At 74.1% G+C, this 18,059-nt stretch carries 15 protein-coding genes and 1 pseudogene; 10 read left to right on the top strand and 6 right to left on the bottom strand.

The window, feature by feature from the left end; all coding sequences use genetic code 11:
- Positions 1–198 (top strand): annotated as a pseudogene (locus AKI01S_RS33880) (IS982 family transposase); the annotation flags it as partial.
- A gap of 61 nt (positions 199–259) precedes the next feature.
- Here AKI01S_RS33880 and AKI01S_RS33885 read toward each other — a convergent pair.
- On the bottom strand, positions 260–910 hold the full coding sequence (locus AKI01S_RS33885; RefSeq protein ID WP_067827024.1) for a molybdopterin-dependent oxidoreductase: 651 nt from the start codon (positions 908–910) through the stop codon (positions 260–262).
- A gap of 55 nt (positions 911–965) precedes the next feature.
- Here AKI01S_RS33885 and AKI01S_RS33890 point away from each other — a divergent pair, with 55 nt between their 5' ends.
- Positions 966–1,496, top strand: coding sequence for a TetR family transcriptional regulator (locus tag AKI01S_RS33890; protein ID WP_067827027.1), 531 nt, complete (start codon positions 966–968; stop codon positions 1,494–1,496).
- A gap of 306 nt (positions 1,497–1,802) precedes the next feature.
- Here AKI01S_RS33890 and AKI01S_RS33895 read toward each other — a convergent pair whose 3' ends face one another.
- Positions 1,803–3,008 (bottom strand): L,D-transpeptidase, encoded by a 1,206-nt coding sequence (locus AKI01S_RS33895; protein ID WP_067827029.1) that lies wholly within the window; start codon positions 3,006–3,008, stop codon positions 1,803–1,805.
- Between the two features lie 227 nt (positions 3,009–3,235).
- Here AKI01S_RS33895 and AKI01S_RS33900 point away from each other — a divergent pair, with 227 nt between their 5' ends.
- The 4 genes from AKI01S_RS33900 (at position 3,236) to AKI01S_RS33915 (ending at position 7,726) form a co-directional block, all read left to right on the top strand.
- Positions 3,236–5,848, top strand: a complete 2,613-nt coding sequence (locus AKI01S_RS33900; protein ID WP_281186168.1) for a sensor histidine kinase — start codon at positions 3,236–3,238, stop codon at positions 5,846–5,848.
- Entirely contained in the window at positions 5,845–6,519 is a 675-nt protein-coding gene (locus AKI01S_RS33905) for a response regulator (protein WP_067827035.1), read from the top strand. Before AKI01S_RS33900 ends, AKI01S_RS33905 begins: the two co-directional genes overlap by 4 nt.
- 72 nt (positions 6,520–6,591) lie before the next feature.
- Entirely contained in the window at positions 6,592–6,999 is a 408-nt protein-coding gene (locus AKI01S_RS33910) for an OB-fold nucleic acid binding domain-containing protein (protein ID WP_067827039.1), read from the top strand.
- A gap of 34 nt (positions 7,000–7,033) precedes the next feature.
- Positions 7,034–7,726 (top strand): DUF3159 domain-containing protein, encoded by a 693-nt coding sequence (locus AKI01S_RS33915; RefSeq protein ID WP_067827042.1) that lies wholly within the window; start codon positions 7,034–7,036, stop codon positions 7,724–7,726.
- A 64-nt stretch (positions 7,727–7,790) separates the two neighbouring features.
- Here the strand turns inward: AKI01S_RS33915 and AKI01S_RS33920 are convergent, their stop codons facing one another.
- Positions 7,791–8,450, bottom strand: coding sequence for a potassium channel family protein (locus AKI01S_RS33920; protein WP_067827046.1), 660 nt, complete (start codon positions 8,448–8,450; stop codon positions 7,791–7,793).
- On the bottom strand, positions 8,450–9,115 hold the full coding sequence (locus AKI01S_RS33925; protein WP_067827049.1) for a potassium channel family protein: 666 nt from the start codon (positions 9,113–9,115) through the stop codon (positions 8,450–8,452). The genes AKI01S_RS33920 and AKI01S_RS33925 overlap by 1 nt, the downstream gene beginning before the upstream one ends.
- 184 nt (positions 9,116–9,299) lie before the next feature.
- On the opposite strand from AKI01S_RS33925, the gene AKI01S_RS33930 reads away from it, so the two are divergent.
- Positions 9,300–11,351, top strand: coding sequence for an APC family permease (locus AKI01S_RS33930; RefSeq protein ID WP_067827052.1), 2,052 nt, complete (start codon positions 9,300–9,302; stop codon positions 11,349–11,351).
- Positions 11,344–12,678: a class I SAM-dependent RNA methyltransferase gene (locus AKI01S_RS33935; RefSeq protein WP_067827055.1), complete on the top strand. Its 1,335-nt coding sequence runs from the start codon at positions 11,344–11,346 to the stop codon at positions 12,676–12,678. The genes AKI01S_RS33930 and AKI01S_RS33935 overlap by 8 nt, the downstream gene beginning before the upstream one ends.
- 92 nt (positions 12,679–12,770) lie before the next feature.
- On the opposite strand, the gene AKI01S_RS33940 is transcribed toward AKI01S_RS33935, so the two are convergent.
- Positions 12,771–13,220 carry a hypothetical protein gene (locus tag AKI01S_RS33940; RefSeq protein WP_067827058.1) on the bottom strand — a complete coding sequence of 150 codons (450 nt, stop codon included), beginning with the start codon at positions 13,218–13,220 and terminating at the stop codon, positions 12,771–12,773.
- 235 nt (positions 13,221–13,455) lie between these two features.
- On the opposite strand from AKI01S_RS33940, the gene AKI01S_RS33945 reads away from it, so the two are divergent.
- Together AKI01S_RS33945 and AKI01S_RS33950 are read left to right on the top strand one after the other, a co-directional pair.
- Positions 13,456–13,935 (top strand): DUF4352 domain-containing protein, encoded by a 480-nt coding sequence (locus AKI01S_RS33945; protein ID WP_067827061.1) that lies wholly within the window; start codon positions 13,456–13,458, stop codon positions 13,933–13,935.
- A gap of 277 nt (positions 13,936–14,212) precedes the next feature.
- Positions 14,213–15,628 carry an MFS transporter gene (locus tag AKI01S_RS33950; protein WP_067827064.1) on the top strand — a complete coding sequence of 472 codons (1,416 nt, stop codon included), beginning with the start codon at positions 14,213–14,215 and terminating at the stop codon, positions 15,626–15,628.
- Positions 15,629–16,033: 405 nt separating this feature from the next.
- Here AKI01S_RS33950 and AKI01S_RS33955 read toward each other — a convergent pair whose 3' ends face one another.
- Positions 16,034–17,968, bottom strand: a complete 1,935-nt coding sequence (locus AKI01S_RS33955; protein WP_157420347.1) for a tetratricopeptide repeat protein — start codon at positions 17,966–17,968, stop codon at positions 16,034–16,036.
- Positions 17,969–18,059: the final 91 nt, after the last annotated feature.

The following is an 18,059-nucleotide window of genomic DNA, read 5'->3' on the forward strand; positions in this document are numbered from 1 at the left end:
AAGCCGCTGCGGCAGGTGATCGAGTCGATCAACCAGACGTTCAAGGGTCAGTTGGACCTGGAACGCCACGGTGGCCGAACCGTGGCCGGGGTGCTGGTGCGGGTGGTCAGCCGGGTGTTGGCGCTGACCGCGGTCATCTGGCACAACGACCACACCGACCAGCCGGTCAAGCGATCCTTGATCGCCTACGATCACTGACCGCCACAACGCCTCCTGGAATCAACCATCTAGGGGAGGCGCCGCCGGGGCCGGTGGCCGGTCAGTCCCGGGCGCGTCCGGCCTCGTAGACGGCGCGTGCCCGGGGCAGCAGCGCCCGCCAGACCGGCCGCCACATCCGGCCGGGCAGGAACCGGCTGCGCTCCTCCCGCGCGACCCGCCCGCGCGGGTGCCCCTTCCAGCCGGCCGGCCCGGCGTCGTAGTCCCGGCGGTACTCGATCAGGCAGACGTGCTTGACGTTCTTGTAGCCGTAGTGCGCCGGGGCGACCAGCCGCATCGGCGCGCCGGTGTCGCGGTCCAGTCCCGCGCCCGCCAGCCGGTCGGCCAGCAGCACGCCCGGCGCGAGCGCGTCCTCCAGCGCCAGCGTCGAGCGGTACCCGTCGAGCCCGCCGAACGTCACCCACCGCGCGCCGCGCACCCCGACGCGTTCGGCGAGGAAGGCGTGCACCGCCGCGAACGGCACCCCCGACCAGCACAGGTCCGGCGCGCTCCAGGTGGTGACGCAGTGCAGGCCGGCCCGGAGCTCCACCCGGCCCGCGAGCCCGGCCAGCTCGGCGGCCGCGAGCTGGGTGGGCCGCCGCACCAGGCCCGTGACGGTCACGGCGGGCCGGTCGGGCACCTCGGGCCGCACCGCGAACTCCGGAAGCCCGAACGGAACGTGCTCGGCGACCCGCTGGCCGGGCGGCAGACCCATGACGCCCCCTTTTGGAGAGAAGTCTCTAATAACGGGGACCCTACCCTTGGCTGCCATGGGACGACCACCCCGCCATGACGAGGACGCCCTCCTCGACGCCGCCGTCGCGCTGGCCGCCGCGCACGGCCCCGGCGGCGTCACCGTCGCCGCCGTGGCGCGCGCCGCCGGAGCGCCGAGCGGCTCGCTCTACCACCGCTTCCCCAGCGCGTCCGCCCTGCTGGCGGCGTTGTGGCTGCGGACCCTGGAGCGCTTCCAGGAGGGATTCCTCGACGCCCTGCGCCGTTCCCCCGAGCACGCCGCCCGCCACGTCGTCGCCTGGAGCCGCGCCCACCCCGAGGAGGCCCTCGTCCTTCTCTACGGCAGCGCGGGCTTCGGTGAACCCGGCTGGCCCGCCGAAGCCCGCGACCGCCTCCAGGCCGACAACGCCCGGATCGCCGACGCCCTCGGCGCCGACGAGCGGCTGACCCTGGCCGTGGTCGACGTCCCCTACGCGATCGTGCGCCGCCACCTGCACGCGACGGGCGCGATCCCCGCCACGGCGGAGGACCTGGCGGCGGAGGCGGCCGCGGCGCTGCTGCCCGGCTGAGGCCCCGCCGCCTCTCCGGCGCGGACGCGATCGACCCTGGACGCCGACCGGTGCCGAGCCGGCCTGCGGCGCGTCCGCGCAGGTGCCGCCGCGCTGTGACGGTAAACGCCCCGGCCGACGCGATGCCCCCCGGCCGCCGGGGTGGGGGCGGCGCTCCGGTTGCGGAAGCCCTGGCGACCCGGCCGGAGTCCGGTGTGTCGCGCGGGTCCGTGCGGTGATCGGCCGCACGGGTCGGCGGAGATGTTCACGCGTGGCGGGGGCGGCGCGTTCCCGACCGCCGCCGCCGGTGCGTGCCGTCCGGCCGGTTCAGGTTCGGGCGCGTTCGGTGGCCGCCGCGGGTTTCCTCAACGCGCTTCCCATGACCCAGCGCGTCCAGGGGATCTGCCAGTGGCCCCAGCCGTTGTTCCACTCCAGCGGCCGGTCGGTGCCGGTGATGAGGACCACGTCGCCGCGCAGCGTCTGGTCGTAGAACCACCGGGCGAACTCGGGGGAGGCGTTGACGCAGCCGTGGCTGACGTTGGCCCGCCCCTGCTGCGCCACCGACCAGGGCGCGGCGTGGACGTACTCGCCGCTGGCGGAGATCTGCACCGCGTGCCGGACCTCCTTGCGGTAGTAGCGCGGGTCCCTCCTGTCGGTGACGCCCATCCAGTCCGACGTCATGATCACCGGATCGCCCTTGGCCATCGTCAGGTGGACGCCGCTGGTGGTGGTGTAGGCGCGGGTCCCGCCCTTGCCCGCGCTGATCCCGGCCGAGCGCACCGGGCGGCCGTTCACCCGCACCGTCATCCGGTGCCGCCGCACGTCCACCACGCTGATCCGGGACGGCCCCACCCGGAACCCGGCGACGTGGTCGGCGGCCCCGAACACCCCCGGCGCCGACCGCACCCCGGCGGTGTGCGCGAGCAGCGTCACGCGCTGCCCGGCGGGCCAGTACCGGCGCGGCCGGAACACCGCCTGGCGGGCGTCGCTCCACCGCCACGCGCCGGCGACCCGGCGGCTCATCCGCACCTCCAGGGCGCGTTCCACGGCGGCCCGGTCGGCGATCGGCCGGTCGAACGTCACGATCAGCGGCATCCCGACCCCGACCGTCTCGCCGGGGAGGGGCGTCACGTCGGCGATCCGGAACGTCTGCGCGGGCCGCAGCGTGGTGAAGCGCGCGGTCGCGCTCCCGGCGGTGCCGGTCGCGGCCACGGCGTGGACGGCGCCGGGCCGCAGCGTCCACCTCGACCGCCAGACGCGGCGGTCGGCCGACAGCCTCCCGGGGACCGGCCGCCCGCCGGCCCTCGCCGCCACCCGCGTCAGCGTCCCCCGCAGCGCCGTCACCACGATCCCCCTGTCGGGCCGCGCGGCGGCCGTGCCGTCGGCCGGGGTGACGGTGATCGCGGGCGGGACGGACGGGGTGGCGGGCCCGGCGGCCCCGGCGGGCCGTTCCCGCACGGGGTCGTCGCCGCCGCACGCCGCCGACGCCAGGACCGCCGGCACCAGGGCCGCCAGCGGGACGATCAGCCGCATCGCGCGCCCCGGCGGTCGTTCTGTGACTGAGTATTCACGCAGAGTGATGGCACAGGGAAAAAGTAGACGTTGATCGCGTTCCGGGGCGGCGATCCGCCGCGGTCCGCCGGTCTCGATTGGGAAACGGGCGCGGCCCCCGCCGGAGGGCACGGATCTTGACGCGGTCTTGACGCCGCTACCGGCCGATCCGGCCGAAAGGGATGGTTGGGTGTATTCCGCCTGGTGTCGTGACACTGAAAGGGGCCGCCGTGGGGGTGCGCGGCACGTTGCGCGTCTATCTGGGCGCCGCGCCGGGGGTCGGCAAGACCTACGCGATGCTCGACGAGGGCAACCGCCGTCTCGGACGCGGCGCCGACGTGGTGATCGGCCTGGTCGAGACGCACGGCCGTCCCCGCACCGCCGAGCGGATCGGGAAGCTGGAGATCGTTCCGCGCCGGGGCACCGAGCACCGGGGCGCGACCTTCACCGAGCTGGACGTGGACGCCGTCATCGCGCGCCGCCCGGAGGTGGCGCTGGTGGACGAGCTGGCCCACACCAACGTCCCCGGCTCCCGCAACGCCAAGCGCTGGCAGGACGTCGAGGAGATCCTCGACGCGGGCATCGACGTGATCTCCACCCTGAACGTCCAGCACCTGGAGTCCCTCAACGACGTCGTCGAGCAGATCACCGGCGTGCCGCAGCGCGAGACCGTGCCCGACGCGGTGGTGCGCCGCGCCGACCAGATCGAGCTGATCGACATGACCCCGCAGGCGCTGCGCCGCCGGATGGCGCACGGCAACGTCTACGCCCCCGAGCGGATCGACGCCGCGCTCGCCCACTACTTCCGCGAGGGGAACCTCGCCGCGCTGCGCGAGCTGGCGCTGCTGTGGCTGGCCGACCGGGTGGACGAGGGCCTGGCCCGCTACCGCGACCAGCACGGCATCACCCGCCGGTGGGAGGCCCGCGAACGCGTCGTCGTCGGCCTCACCGGCGGCCCCGAGGGGGAGACGCTGATCCGCCGGGCCGCCCGGATCGCCGCCCGCGCGCGGGGCGCGGACCTGCTGGCGGTGCACGTGGCGCGCAGCGACGGGCTGGCCGAGGGCGCCTCGCCGCGCGAGCTGGCCCGGCAGCGGCGGCTCACCGAGGACCTGGGCGGCACGTTCCACCAGGTGGTCGGCGACGACGTGGCGACCGCGCTGCTGGAGTTCGTGCGCGGCGTCAACGGCACCCAGCTCGTGCTGGGCTCCAGCCGCCGCCGGGGCTGGCAGTTCGCGCTGGGGCCGGGCGTCGGGGCGACGGTGGCGCGCGAGTCCGGCGACGTCGACGTCCACCTGGTCACCCACGAGCGGGTCGGCCGGGGGCGTGGCCTGGTCCACGTGGCGGGCAGCCCGCTGTCGCGCCGCCGCCGCGCCTGCGGCTGGGCGCTGGCGCTGCTGGGGCCGGTGCTGCTGACGCTCGGGCTGCACGCCGTCCCGCAGCCGGGCCTCGGCGCCGACGTGCCGCTGTTCCTCGGCCTGACGGTGGGGGTGGCGCTGGTGGGCGGGCTGTGGCCCGCCGTGGCGGCGGCGGTGGTGGGCTTCCTGCTGCTCAACTGGTTCTTCACCCCGCCGGTGCGCACCCTCACCATCGCCGAGCCGCGCAACGCGCTGGCGCTGGCGGTGTTCGTGGCGGTCGCGGTGGCGGTGTCGTCGGTGGTGGACCTGGCGGCCCGGCGGTCCCGGCAGGCCGCCCGCAGCGCCGCCGAGTCCGCCACCCTCGGCCTGCTCGCCACCAGCGTGCTGCGCGGCGAGCAGGCGCTGCCCGCGCTGCTGGAACGGGTCCGCGAGACGTTCGGGGTCCGCGCCGTGGCCCTGCTGGAACGCGCCGACGACGGCTGGCGCCCGGTCGGCTCCACCGGCGAGGACCCGCCGGCCACGCCCGGCGCCGCCGAGGTCACCGCCCGCGCGGGGGAGCGCTCGGTGCTGGCGCTGTGCGGGCGGGTGCTGCCCGCCGCCGACCGGCGCGTGCTGTCGGCGTTCGCCTCCCAGGCCGAGGCGGTGCTGGAGTGGCGGCGGCTGGCCGAGGAGGCCGCCGCGGCGCGCCGGCTGGCCGAGGGCGACACGATCCGCACCGCGCTGCTGGCGGCCGTCTCGCACGACCTGCGCACCCCGCTCGCCTCGATCAAGGCGGGGGTGAGCGGCCTGCGCGCCACCGACGTGACCTGGGACCCCGAGGACGAGGCCGAGCTGCTGGCGTCGATCGAGGAGTCCGCCGACCGCCTGGACGGCCTGATCGGCAACCTGCTCGACATGACCCGCCTGCGGACCGGCGTGGTCACCCCGCTGGTCCGCGCGGTGGCGGTGGAGGAGCTGCTGCCGGTGGCGCTGGCGGGCGTTCCGGACGGCAGCGTGCGGATCGAGGTCCCCGAGGACCTGCCGCCGGTCCTCGCCGACCCCGGCCTGCTGGAGCGCGCCGTCGCCAACGTCGTCGAGAACGCCGTCCGGCACGCCCCCGACACCCCGGTGCTGGTCACCGCCAGCGCCCTGCCCGGCGGCCCCGGATGCGGCGGGGGCCGCGTCGAGCTGCGGGTGGCCGACCGGGGCCCGGGGGTGCCCGATAACGTGAAGAACGTGATGTTCGCGCCGTTCCAGCGGCTCGGCGACGCGCCCCGGGGCACCGGGGTGGGGCTCGGGCTGGCCGTGGCGCGCGGCTTTACCGAGGCGATCGGCGGCGACCTGCACCCCGAGGACACCCCGGGCGGGGGACTGACCATGGTCTTCACCCTGCGGCCCGCGACCGGCGACCAGGCCGGTGACCGGGCCGGTGACCGGGCCGGGGACGAGGTCGGCGACGGGATCGGCGACGGGAAGGAGAGCGCGTGACCCGCGTGCTGGTGGTGGAGGACGAGCCGCAGATCGTCCGCGCCCTGCGCATCAACCTCAGGGCGCGGGGCTACGAGGTGGACGCCGCCCCCGACGGCCGCGCCGCCCTGGACCTGGCGGCCCGCCGCCACCCCGACGTGATCCTGCTGGACCTGGGCCTGCCCGACATGGACGGCACCGAGGTGATCCGGGGGCTGCGGGGCTGGCTGACCGTCCCGATCATCGTGCTGTCGGCGCGGCACGCCTCCGCCGAGAAGGTGCGGGCCCTGGACGAGGGCGCCGACGACTACGTGACCAAGCCGTTCGGGATGGACGAGCTGCTGGCCCGGCTGCGCGCCGCCGTGCGCCGCGCCGCGCCCGCCGAGGAGGCGGCGGTGGTGAGCACCGAGGCGTTCACGGTGGACCTGGCCGCCAAGAAGGTCCGCCGGGACGGCGCGGACGTCCGCCTCACGCCGACCGAGTGGCACATCCTGGAGGTCCTGGTGCGCGACGCGGGCCGCCTGGTCGGGCAGAGGCAGCTGCTGCGCGAGGTGTGGGGTCCCGCCTACGAGAAGGAGACCAACTACCTGCGCGTCTACCTGGCCCAGCTGCGCCGCAAGCTGGAGCCGGACCCGGCCCGCCCGCGCCATCTGATCACCGAGCCGGGGATGGGCTACCGGTTCGAGCCCTAGTCCCCGGGAAGGGGCCGCGACTCCGCCGTCCGGACGGTCCGTTTCGTCCGGTCATGCTTTAAAGTTCGAATCATGGACGAGGTACCGGCCGGACGGACGACGGCCACCGGGCAGGAGCGCGGCGGGTTGCGGCGCTTCCTGCGGCGCATGACGTCGAGCAAGGCCGAGATGGAGGCCGAGGAGCTCCAGCAGTCCACCCGGGCCGAGGAGGCCACCCCCATCACCGCGTGCGCCGCCCGCAAAAGGCACTGCGTCGCGGGTACGCTACGGACCGTGACCCTGCGTCCCCGCGGCGGCGCCCCGGCACTGGAGGCCGAGCTCTACGACGGCACCGACGTGATCAACCTGGTCTGGCTGGGCCGCCGCAAGATCGCCGGGATCGACCCGGGCCGTCGGCTGCGCGCCGAGGGCCTGGTGAGCCTGCAGGACGGGCGCAAGGTCATGTTCAATCCCCGGTACGAACTGCGCGGCGGCTCCTGACCGCCGGGCTCGACGACAGCGAGGACAACGGTCCGTGACCTCTGACACGACGCCCACCGCCACCGGCGAGGACGCCGCGCCGAAGAACGCGCACGACACCGTCGAGGCGGCGGTGCGCGCGCAGCTCAGCAAGGCGCTGGGCGGGGTGCGCGGCATGGCCGAGGCGGCCGTCCCCACCATCGGGTTCACCGCCACCTTCGTGACCACCCACGAGGTGAAGCTCTCGGCGATCGTCGGCGTGGCAGTCGCGGCGGTGCTGGTGGTGGTGCGGCTGGTCCAGAAGAGCAGCGTGCAGTTCGTGCTGAACAGCCTGTTCGGCATCGCCATCGCGGCGTTCTTCGCGGTCCAGTCGGGCAAGGCCGAGAACGCGTTCCTGCCCGGCATCATCCTCAACGCCGCCTACGCCGCCGGGATGCTGCTGTCGATCGTGGTGCGCTGGCCCGTCGTCGGGTTCATCATCGGGTCGGTCACCGGCGACCCGACCGCCTGGCGCGCCGACCCCGGCATCGTGAAGCTGTGCTCGCGGCTGACCTGGCTGCTGCTGGCCCCCTGCCTGCTGCGGGTGGCGGTGCAGTACCCCATCTGGCTGGCCGACGGCGACCAGAGCGCGCTGCTGGGCACCGCCAAGATCATCATGGGCTGGCCGCTCCAGGTCGCGGCGCTGGCCGCGATGGTCGGGCTGCTGGCCCGGGGCCGCACCCCGCTCCGGCCGGAGAAGGCCGCGTAACGACCGGCCCCCTCGACGACCGGCGCGGCCGGGCCCCGTCCGGGGCCCGGCCGCGCCGCCTCCGTCAGCGGGCGCCCAGCAGCGCCGCCAGCTCGTCCTCCACGTCCTGGCTGGCCACGAACATCAGCTCGTCGCCCGGCTCCAGCGTGTCGTCCGGCTGCGGCACCAGCACCCGGCCCTCGCGCAGGATCGCCACCAGGGCCGTGTCGCGCGGCCAGCTCACCGACCCGACGCGCTCGCCGCCCAGCGGGGCGTCCTCGGGGAGCGTCAGCTCCACCAGGTTCGCCTCGCCCTGGCGGAACGTCATCAGCCGCACCAGGTCGCCGACGCTGACCGCCTCCTCGACCAGGGCCGACAGCAGGCGCGGGGTGGAGACGGCGACGTCCACGCCCCACGACTCGTTGAACAGCCACTCGTTCTTGGGGTGGTTGATGCGGGCCACCACGCGCGGCACCCCGTACTCGGTCTTGGCGAGCAGCGACACCACCAGGTTGGCCTTGTCGTCGCCGGTCGAGGCGACCACGACCTGGCAGCGCTCCAGCGCGGCGTCGTCCAGCGAGGCGATCTCGCAGGCGTCGGCCAGCAGCCACTCGGCGCGCGGCACCATCTCGACCTTGATGGCCTTGGGGCTCTTGTCGATGAGCAGGACCTCGTGGCCGTTCTCCAGCAGTTCCTGGGCGATGGAGCGGCCCACCGCCCCGGCCCCGGCGATCGCGACGCGCATCAGTGGTCCCCCTCCAGCCGCGCGGCGACGGCCGCGTTGATCCGGTCCAGGTCGTCGGCGCGGGCCATGATGTGCACGATGTCGCCGTCCTGCACGACGGTGTCGGCGTCCGGCACCAGCGCCTCGCCCATCCGCGTCAGGAACGCCACGCGCGTGCGGGCCGCCTCCTCCAGCGCGGTGACCTTCTCCCCGACCCACTGCGCCCCGGTGTCCAGCTCGGCCAGCACGACCTGGCCCGTCGGGTCCCGCCACAGCGGCTCGGCGCCCTCCGGCAGCAGCCGCCGCAGGATCTGGTCGGCGGTCCACCGCACCGTCGCCACCGTCGGTATGCCCAGCCGCTGGTAGACCTCGGCGCGGCGGGGGTCGTAGATGCGGGCCACGACGTTGTCCACGCCGAACGTCTCGCGCGCCACCCGGGCCGAGATGATGTTGGAGTTGTCGCCGCTGGACACGGCCACGAACGCGGAGGCCTGCTCGATCCCGGCCTCGGCGATCACGTCCCGGTCGAACCCGAACCCGGTGATGCGACGGCCCCGGAACCCGCTGCGCAGCCGTCGGAAGGCCTCGGGGCTCTGGTCGATGATGGCCACCGAGTGACCCTTGTCCTCCAGGATGTGGGCGAGGGTCGACCCGACCCGCCCGCACCCCATGATCACGATATGCACGGCCGTTCCTTCCCCGGTACCCGGCGATCAGTCGACGTCGAAAGATCCTCGCCGGGCTGCAAAACTACACACCCGCCCAGGTCGGTTACTACCCAAGCGCGGCCCCGGCCAGCCCGCCGGGCGCGGCGCGCCCGGACGGGGGGCGTAAATCAGACGTCGATGTCAGAGGCTAGAGTCTCGTTGCGTGTCGAAGGCCTCGGACCTCGTCAAGCGGCTGCTGCTCGGACGCGCCCTGCGCAGCGCCCAGCAGCACGAGCAACTGCTGCCCAAGCGCATCGCCCTCCCGGTGTTCGCCAGTGACGCGCTGTCGTCGGTGGCGTACGCCCCGCAGGAGATCCTGATCACCCTGGGCATCGCCGGGCTGGCGGCCTACAGCTACACGCCGTGGGTCGCGGCGGCCGTGGTGGTGATCCTCCTGACGGTCGTGGCGTCCTACCGGCAGAACGTCCGGGCCTACACCAGCGGCGGCGGCGACTTCGAGGTCGCCACCGTCAACCTGGGGTCGAACTGGGGCGTGGTCGTCGCCAGCGCGCTGCTGGTGGACTACGTGCTGACGGTCGCGGTGTCGGTGTCGTCGGCGGTGGACAACCTGGGGGCGTTCGCCGGGTTCGTCGGGGAGCACAAGGTCGCCTCCGCGCTGATCCTGGTGACGATCCTGACGGTGCTGAACCTGCGCGGGCTCAAGGAGTCCGGGATCGCCTTCGCCGTCCCCACCTACCTGTTCATGTTCGGCATCCTGTCGATGCTGCTGTGGGGGTTCACCCGGCTGGCGCTCGGCGCCGACCTCAAGGCCCCCACCGCCGGCCTGGAGGTGCGCGGCGAGCAGGTCGGCGTCGGCGGGATCGCCCTGGCGTTCCTGCTGATGCGGGCGTTCGCCTCCGGCTGCGCGGCGCTCACCGGCGTCGAGGCGATCAGCAACGGCGTGCCCGCGTTCAAGAAGCCCAAGGGGCAGAACGCCGCCACCACCCTGCTGCTGCTGGGCGTGCTGGCGATGACGATGTTCTGCGGCGTCACCGCGCTGGCCTACCTCACCGACGCCAAGTTCGCCGACCCCACCCACGGCAGCCGCCTGGTCGACCCCGCGACCGGCCGGGACGTCTCCGAGCAGGACCCGGTGGTCGCGCAGGTCGCGCACACGGTGTTCAGCAACTTCACGCCGATGTTCGGGTTCGTGACGCTGATGACGGCGCTGATCCTGGTGCTGGCCGCCAACACCGCCTACAACGGCTTCCCCGTCCTCGGCTCGGTGCTGGCGCAGAACCGCTACCTGCCGCGCCAGCTGCACACCCGCGGCGACCGGCTGGCGTTCAGCAACGGCATCATCATCCTCGCCACCATGGCGGGCCTGCTGATCTACGCCTACGGGGCCGACGTGTCCAAGCTGATCCAGCTGTACATCGTGGGCGTGTTCGTGTCGTTCACCGTCAGCCAGACCGGCATGGTGCGGCACTGGAACCGGCGGCTGCGCACCGAGAACGACCCGGCCGCGCGCCGCGAGATGCACCGGGCCCGCTCGATCAACGCGTTCGGCCTGTTCATGACCGGGACGGTGCTGGTCATCGTGCTGATCACCAAGTTCACGCACGGCGCCTACATCGTGTGCATCGCCATGCCGGTCCTGTTCCTGCTGATGAAGAGCATCCGGCGGCACTACGACCGGGTCGCCGCGGAGCTGGTCCCGACCGGCGAGGACGTGGCGCTGCCCGCCCGCAACCACGCGATCGTGCTGGTCTCCAAGATCCACAAGCCGACGCTGCGGGCGCTGGCCTACGCCCGCGCCACCCGCCCCTCCACCCTGGAGGCCGTGACGGTCGCGGTCGACGCCGAGGAGGCCCGCCGCCTCCAGGACGAGTGGGACGTCCACGACCTGCCCGTCCCGCTGAAGATCCTCGACTCGCCGTACCGGGAGATCACCCGCCCGGTGCTGGACTACGTCAAGTCGGTGCGCCGCCGCAGCCCCCGCGACGTGGTCACCGTGTTCATCCCCGAGTACGTCGTCGGCCGCTGGTGGGAGCAGCTGCTGCACAACCAGAGCGCCCTGCGGCTGAAGGGCCGCCTGCTGTTCCAGCCGGGCGTCATGGTCACCAGCGTCCCCTGGCAGCTGCACTCCTCCGACCGGCTGAAGGGCCGCATGGAGCCGCCCGGCCCGGGCGCCGCCCGCCGCCCGCCCCGCGTGACCGGCCCGGAGCAGGACAGCGCGGTCGGTGGTGGCGGTATCGTTTCGGAACGTGACTGATCTCGGACCCGAACTGCTCGAACTCGAAGTCGGCAACGTCGCCAACGGCGGATTCTGCGTGGCCCGGCACGAGGGCCGGGTGATCTTCGTCCGGCACGCCCTGCCCGGCGAACGGGTCCGCGCCCGCATCACCGACCGCGCCCGCAACTTCCTGCGCGCCGACGCGGTGGAGGTCCTGGAGGCGTCCCCGGACCGGGTGGAGCCGCCGTGCCCGTTCGCGGGCCCCGGCCGCTGCGGCGGCTGCGACTGGCAGCACGCCTCCCTGCCCGCCCAGCGCCGGATGAAGGCCGCCGTGGTCGAGGAGCAGCTCCAGCGCGTGGGGGGCATCACCCGCACCGTCACCGTGGAGGAGGTGCCCTACCCGGTCGACGACGAGGTGGTGCCGCCGCCCGGCCTGGGCTGGCGCACCCGCGTGCAGTTCGCCGTGCAGGACGGCGTGGTGGGGCTGCGCAAGCACCGCTCCCACGACCTCGAGCCGATCGACGAGTGCCTCATCGCCCACCCCGGCGTGGAGCTGATGGGCATCGAGCGCAAGCGCTGGCCCGGCGCGACCTCCGTGGAGGGCGTGGTCTCCGGCGCGACCGGAGACCGGCTGGTGGTGCTGCGCGGCAACAAGAAGGCCCGCGTCCCCCGGCTGGACGTCCCGGTCCGCCTGGTGCGCGGCAAGCCCGAGCCCGGCCAGTCCCTGCCGTACGTGCGCGAGCAGGTCTCCGGCCGCCTCTACCAGGTGTCCGGCAGCGGCTTCTGGCAGGTCCACCCCGGCGCGGCCCAGCTGCTCGCCGACGCGGTGGTCGAGGCCCTGGAGCCCCGCCCCGGCGACATCGCCCTCGACCTGTACTGCGGCGTCGGCCTGTTCGCGGGCGTCCTCGGCGAGAAGGTCGGCCGCGACGGCCTGGTGGTCGCCGTCGAGTCCGACGCCCAGGCGGTCCGCGACGCCAAGTTCAACCTGCGCGACCTGCCCCAGGTCTCGGTCGAGCGCGGCTCCGTCGACGAGGTGATCAAGGGCCTGGAGTTCGGCCGCGCCGACGAGCCCTCGACCCGTTCCCAGAACAAGCGGGGCACCGGCCACCGCGGCGGCTCCCGCGTGCGCGGCGCCGACATCGTCGTCCTGGACCCGCCCCGCGCGGGCGCGGGCCGCGAGGTGGTCGGCCAGATCGCCCGCCTGGCCACCCGCAAGATCGCCTACGTCTCCTGCGACCCGGCCACCCTGGCCCGGGACCTGGGCTACTTCAGCGAGCGGGGCTGGACCCTGGAGAGCCTGCGGGCCTTCGACGCCTTCCCCATGACCCAGCACGTGGAATGCCTGGCGACCCTGGTCAAGGGCTGAACCACGACGCACGATCCCGGCGGGGGCGAGCGGCCCGTCCGGCCCTCACCCCACCGGGCCACCCTCCGGCATGACCGGGCGCGGGCGTCGGCTCACGCCCTGGTCAGGGTCCAGAACTGACCGACCCATGCCAGCAGCTCGACGAACATGAAGACCATGCCGACCACGAGCCACCACTGCAGTCGGCGGATCTTGAACTGGTTGGCGCGGGACCACGCACCGAAATCCTGTATGAGCGTGCGGTAGATGGCGTTGACGTCACGACCGTCATCGATGGCCTGCAACAGAACGCCCGGTTGAACGACGAAATCCCAGCCGCGTCGTGGAGCGACGATGGCCAGGGCGCTCACCAGGACGACGGCGAGGGCGACCATACCCACCACGGCCCACCATCCAAGATCTTGGTGCCGCTGCAGGGCGAAGCCTCCGAAGAAGGAGGTGACCAGCGCCGCGCCGGCGGTGAGCAGCGTTGCGCGGGTTCGCAGGCCGTCCAACGTGTTGATCTGCAGGGTCAGCACACGGAGCGCCTCGTCGTAGGCCACGATGAGCCGAGGGTCGGAAGCGGGTTGCCCAACAGGAGGAGTCGTCGACTCCGCGGACGTCGAGCCATCGTTGGTCACTGCTCGACGGTAGGCCAGAAAGCAACTCTTGCGAAGAGTGGCGCCAGTGATGGTCGCTGACACGTCCCAACGGTGTGATTCCATATGGCCGTCACCGGTGAACGGGATCCTTGGTGCGCGCGTCACACCCATGCCACCCCCAGCACCGGGAGCGCCCGTGATCAAGCGTTTCGTGATCCCCCTCGTCGCCGTGTTCGTCCTCGCGACCGCCTGCGGGGGCGAGGACGAGCCCGCCCGCGTTCCGCCCGCCGCTCCGTCCGCCGGCGGGGATGGCGCGGCCAGCGGGACCGCCCGGGAGGAGAGGGCCGTCGTGAAGCTCGCCGCCGAGAAGACCAAGGCCCGGGAGACGGTGTTGAACGCAGGTGCGCCGTTGTCCTGTGTGAAGGTCACCGTGACCAACCAGGGCAGGCGGAACGTCACCGTGAGCCCCCTCTACTTCTCGATCACCGACAGTAAGGGGAAGAAGCACCAGGGCGGCGACGCGCTCGGTGCGTACGAGGATCGGGTGCCCACCACCACCCTCGCGCCCGGGAAGAAGGCCACGGGCACGGTCTGTGGGAAGGGCTCGTTCGAGCCGAGGAGCGTTGCGATGACCGACGAGGCGGTTCAGGAGATCGCGCGCGTCGAGGTCGGCTGAGTTCCCGGTTTCGCGGCGAGATGAACCACAGAACGCGGGCGGCCCGCGGGCGGTCCAACGGGTATGCCACGCGAACCGACGGACCTTGCCGTAGATCTAGCCGTTGCTGATCTTTTCCGCACCGGAGGCCGGGTAGGCGGATTTCGGCGAAGCGATCTTCGCGATTTCCGGGTCCCGGTGGGGTGTGATGGCTAGGCTGGCCCGCGTTCCTCAAGGGCGTCGGCCTTTTCTCACCGCCGGAGCCCGGTCACCAGCTGCTCTGGGGGAGAGGGAGAGGGTGACCGACAGTACCCTCCGCGCACCGTCGGCGGAGGCGCGGGGGGCACCGTGGCCGCGTGACTTCACGCTGCTGTGGCGCGGCACGGCCGTCTCCCAGTTCGGGGCCGCCAACGCCGCGCTGGCCGGGCCCCTGCTGGCGCTGGCGCTGACCGGGTCGCCGGTGCTGGCCGGCTGGGTCACCGCCTGCGGGACGCTACCGCGCATCGCGCTGCTGCTCCCGGCGGGCGTCCTGGTCGACCGGTGGGACCGCCGCCGGGTGATGATCGGCAGCCAGCTCGCCCGGATCGCCGCGATCGTGCTGCTGCTGGGCGCGGTGCTGCTGCTGGACGCCTCCCCGTGGCTGATCGCGGTCTGCGCCGCGGTCCAGGGGGCCTGCACCACCTTCTACACCACCGCCGAGACCGCCGTCGTGCCCGCCCTGGTCGAGCCCGACCGCCTGCCGCGCGCCATCGGCCGCAACGAGACCCGGCTGCACGCGGCCGAGATGGCGGGGCGGTCCGGTGGCGGCCTGCTGTTCGGGCTGGGGCACGGCCTGCCCTCGCTGGCCGACATCGCCAGCGCGCTGACCGCCGTCGTGATGCTGCTCCGGATGCGGGGCCGGACGCCGCGCCCCGCACGGGCCGTCCCGGCGCGCTTCGGTGACCTGGTCCACGATCTGGGCGAGGGGTTCGGGCACCTGTGGGGCGACCGGCTCCTGCGGCGGGTGCTGGCGGTGTGCACCGTGACCAACTTCTTCTTCCAGAGCCTGCCCCTGCTGTTGCTCTTCCTGGGACGCGAACGCCACCTGCCCGGCGTCGTGGTCGGGCTGCTGTGCGCGGCGTCCGGGCTGGGCGGGCTGGTGGGCGCGTCCGTCGCGTCCCGGGCGGGGCGGCGGGTCCGTCCCACCCGCCTGGTCCTGGGGTGTGTGTGGGCGTGGGCGCTGCTGACCGCCGGACTGGCGCTCGCCGGGGCCGTCTCCTCGGGGCTGCTGCTGACGGCGCTCCCGCTGGCCTCGGGCTGCATCGGGTTCGTGGGGGCGCACCTGAACGTGGCCCTCGGCGTCTACCAGGCCACCGCGGTCTCGCCCGGCGTGCTCGGCCGGGTGACCAGCGCCAACCGGTTCTTCACCGGCGGCGCGGTGCCGCTGGGCGCGATGTTCAGCGGCTACCTGGTCACCTCCGAGGGGCTGCGGCAGGTCCCGGCGATCGTCGCGGTGGTGGTCGGCACGCTGGCGCTGCTGCTCACTCTGCGGACCGCGCTGGACGCGCGCGACGCGGTCGGGGACCGTTGGGGGGCTCTTCGGAACGCGGCGCGGGAACGAGCGGCGACGGCCCGGGCAACACGACGTCGGACACCGACCGCCAGCCCTCCAGGATCCGCCGCTGGGTCTCCTCTGCCGTCGCGTCCTGGGCCGCTCCCGGCTGCACGTGACTGAACGTCCGGCTGACGGCGTCGTTCAGGGCGTCGAGTTCCGCGCGGGCTTCGACCGGGCACAGCGGACGCAGCCGGGCCAGCGCCTTCAGCGTCTCGGTGTACTGCGCGCGGGCGCGTTTCAGCAGGTCACCGGCTGACTCGTCGGCGACGGCGATGGGGTGGGGGCGGCGCGCCTCCAGGATGAGCCGCGCGGTCACGCCGAACTCCAGCACCGCCGCCCGCGCCTGTTCGGTGACCTCCTCCAGCCGCTCCCGCCGGGCCCGCTCCTCGTCGGCGGCGCGCTGCGCGGCCTCGGCGGCCCGCTGCCGTTCGGCGCGGGCTTGCTCGGCGGCCAGGTTCTGCCGGGTGGTCAGGACCGTCACGACCCCGGTGATCAGGACGCCCAGCAGGGCGGCGGCCGCCGCGATCAGTGCCGTCGCCACCGGCGTTCCCTCCGCTGGTCGGCCATCTCCACCACGCGCTCGGCGTCGGGCCGCTGGTGCGGTGGCAGCGGCGGGTCGTCGGCCGTCAGCGCCTGCCGCGCCAGCCCGGCGGCGCGTTCCGGCTCGCCCAGCCGCAGCAGGGCGCGGGCGCCGGTCAGCAGCACCGCGCCGCTCCTGGGGTCCCGGGCCACCGCCGCGCGCACGCCGCGCCGCGCGGCCTCGACGTCGCCGAGGGTGGCCTGCGCCAGCGCCCGGGTGGCCTCGTCGGCGGGGGCGAACGGCCCGGACCTGGTCTGCGAGTACTCGCGCAGGGCGCGTTCGGCGAACGTCCGGTCGTCGCTGTCGGCGAGCGTGGCGGCCAGCGCCCGCTGCGGCACCAACGGGTCGTCGGCGCGCCGCACGGCCTTGTCCAGCAGGCTCACCGCCTGGGTGCGCAGCCCCGCCTGCCTGAGGGCGATGCCCAGCCAGGTCTGCACGGCCGGGTTGTTGGGGTCGCGGTGGATCGCGTGCTCCAGCCACCGCACGGCCTCGTGCGGGTCTCCGGCGTCGAGGGCGACCCAGCCGCGCGCGGCCAGCAGCAGCACCGCCCTGGACCGGTCGCGGATCCGGTCGAACAGCAGGGAGGCGGCCTCGTAGTGCTGCTTGGCGTCGTCCGGCCGCCGCCGGAGCAGGGCGATCCCGCCGAGCAGCAGCTCGGCGTCGGCGGGGGTGCGGGGGAGCGTGGCGGGCAGTTTCGTGGCGCCCAGCGCGAGCCGTTCGGCTTGGCCGAAGTCGCCGGTGACGAACGTGGCGGCGGCGGCGTCCACCATGCCCTCGGCGGTGGGGGCGGCCCGTGGCCACCGGTCGGGGTCCAACGGCCGCAGCGCGTCCTCCAGCAGTGGATGCCGCAGCCGGTAGGGGCGTGCGCGGTCCTCCGTCCACCGGACCAGCAGGTGCCGGTCCTCCAACGCGTGCAGCACCGCCTCGGTGACGGCCCCCCGCCCTCCGCCTTCCGGCCGGTGCAGCCAGTCGGCCAGGTCGCGGCGTTCCACGTCGTGCTCGGCGGCGACGTCGGCCAGCGCCCGTTCGCCGAACGCGCGCAGCGCCCGCCTCGACTCGGCGGACAGTTCAGGCGCGGTGGGTGGGTCGTGGGGGTTCCACAGCCCGGCGCACACCGTCTGCAACAGGACGGGGTCGACGTCGTCGCCCAGCCGCTCCAGCAGCTCGGACATCCACGGCACGTCGAACCGCCGCCCGGCCCCGCGCAGCGACCCCCGTACCACCTCCCGGGCGGCGTCGGGCCGCAGCGGTCCCAGCGCGAATCGCGCGTACTCGACCTCCTCCAGCCGTTTGGCCACGCGCAGCACCGCGTCCAACTCGTCGGTCCGCACCACCACCAGCAGATGGGTCCGGGGCCGCTGGAGCAGCGCCGCGCACAGCTCCTCCAGGAAGAGTCTCCGGTGTCGGCGCAGCGGCCCGTCGCCCCGGCCGATCCGTTCGGCCTGGTCGATGGCCGCCAGCGTGGGCTGCGCCGTACCGCGCCGGTCGGCCCGCTCGTGGTGGCGCAGGAACCCGGCCAGGGACGTGGCCGCCAGCCGCGCGGGCGACTCCTCGGGCGCCCAGGACTGCAACAAGGTGAGCAGGTAGGGGTTGGTCCGGGGGAGCGCGGCGACGGGATCAGCGGCGGTGGACTCACCGGGGGGCAGCACGTGGGCGCCCTCGGCGCGCAGCGCGGGAACGAGCCCGGCGCGCAGCAGCGAGGTCTTGCCGGTCCCGGTGTCGCCGTGCAGGACGGTGAGCCGGTGGGAGCGCCACAGTCGGGCCACCTCTTCGATCGCGTCGCGGCGGCCGAAGAACATCCCCTGCTCGTGCACGTCGAAGGGGCGCGGCCCGACGAACGGTCCGGAATGTCGCGAGGAAGGGGGAGAGGGTGCTGTCATGGGGACGGCTCTCGGTCACCGGGAATGGTGTCGTTCAAAGGGGCGGGAATCGGCGCAGGACTGTATTCCGCGAACGCCCCCGGCGCGTTCC

It is taken from the genome of Actinomadura kijaniata NBRC 14229 (assembly GCF_001552175.1).
Classification (GTDB): Bacteria; Actinomycetota; Actinomycetes; order Streptosporangiales; family Streptosporangiaceae; genus Spirillospora; species Spirillospora kijaniata.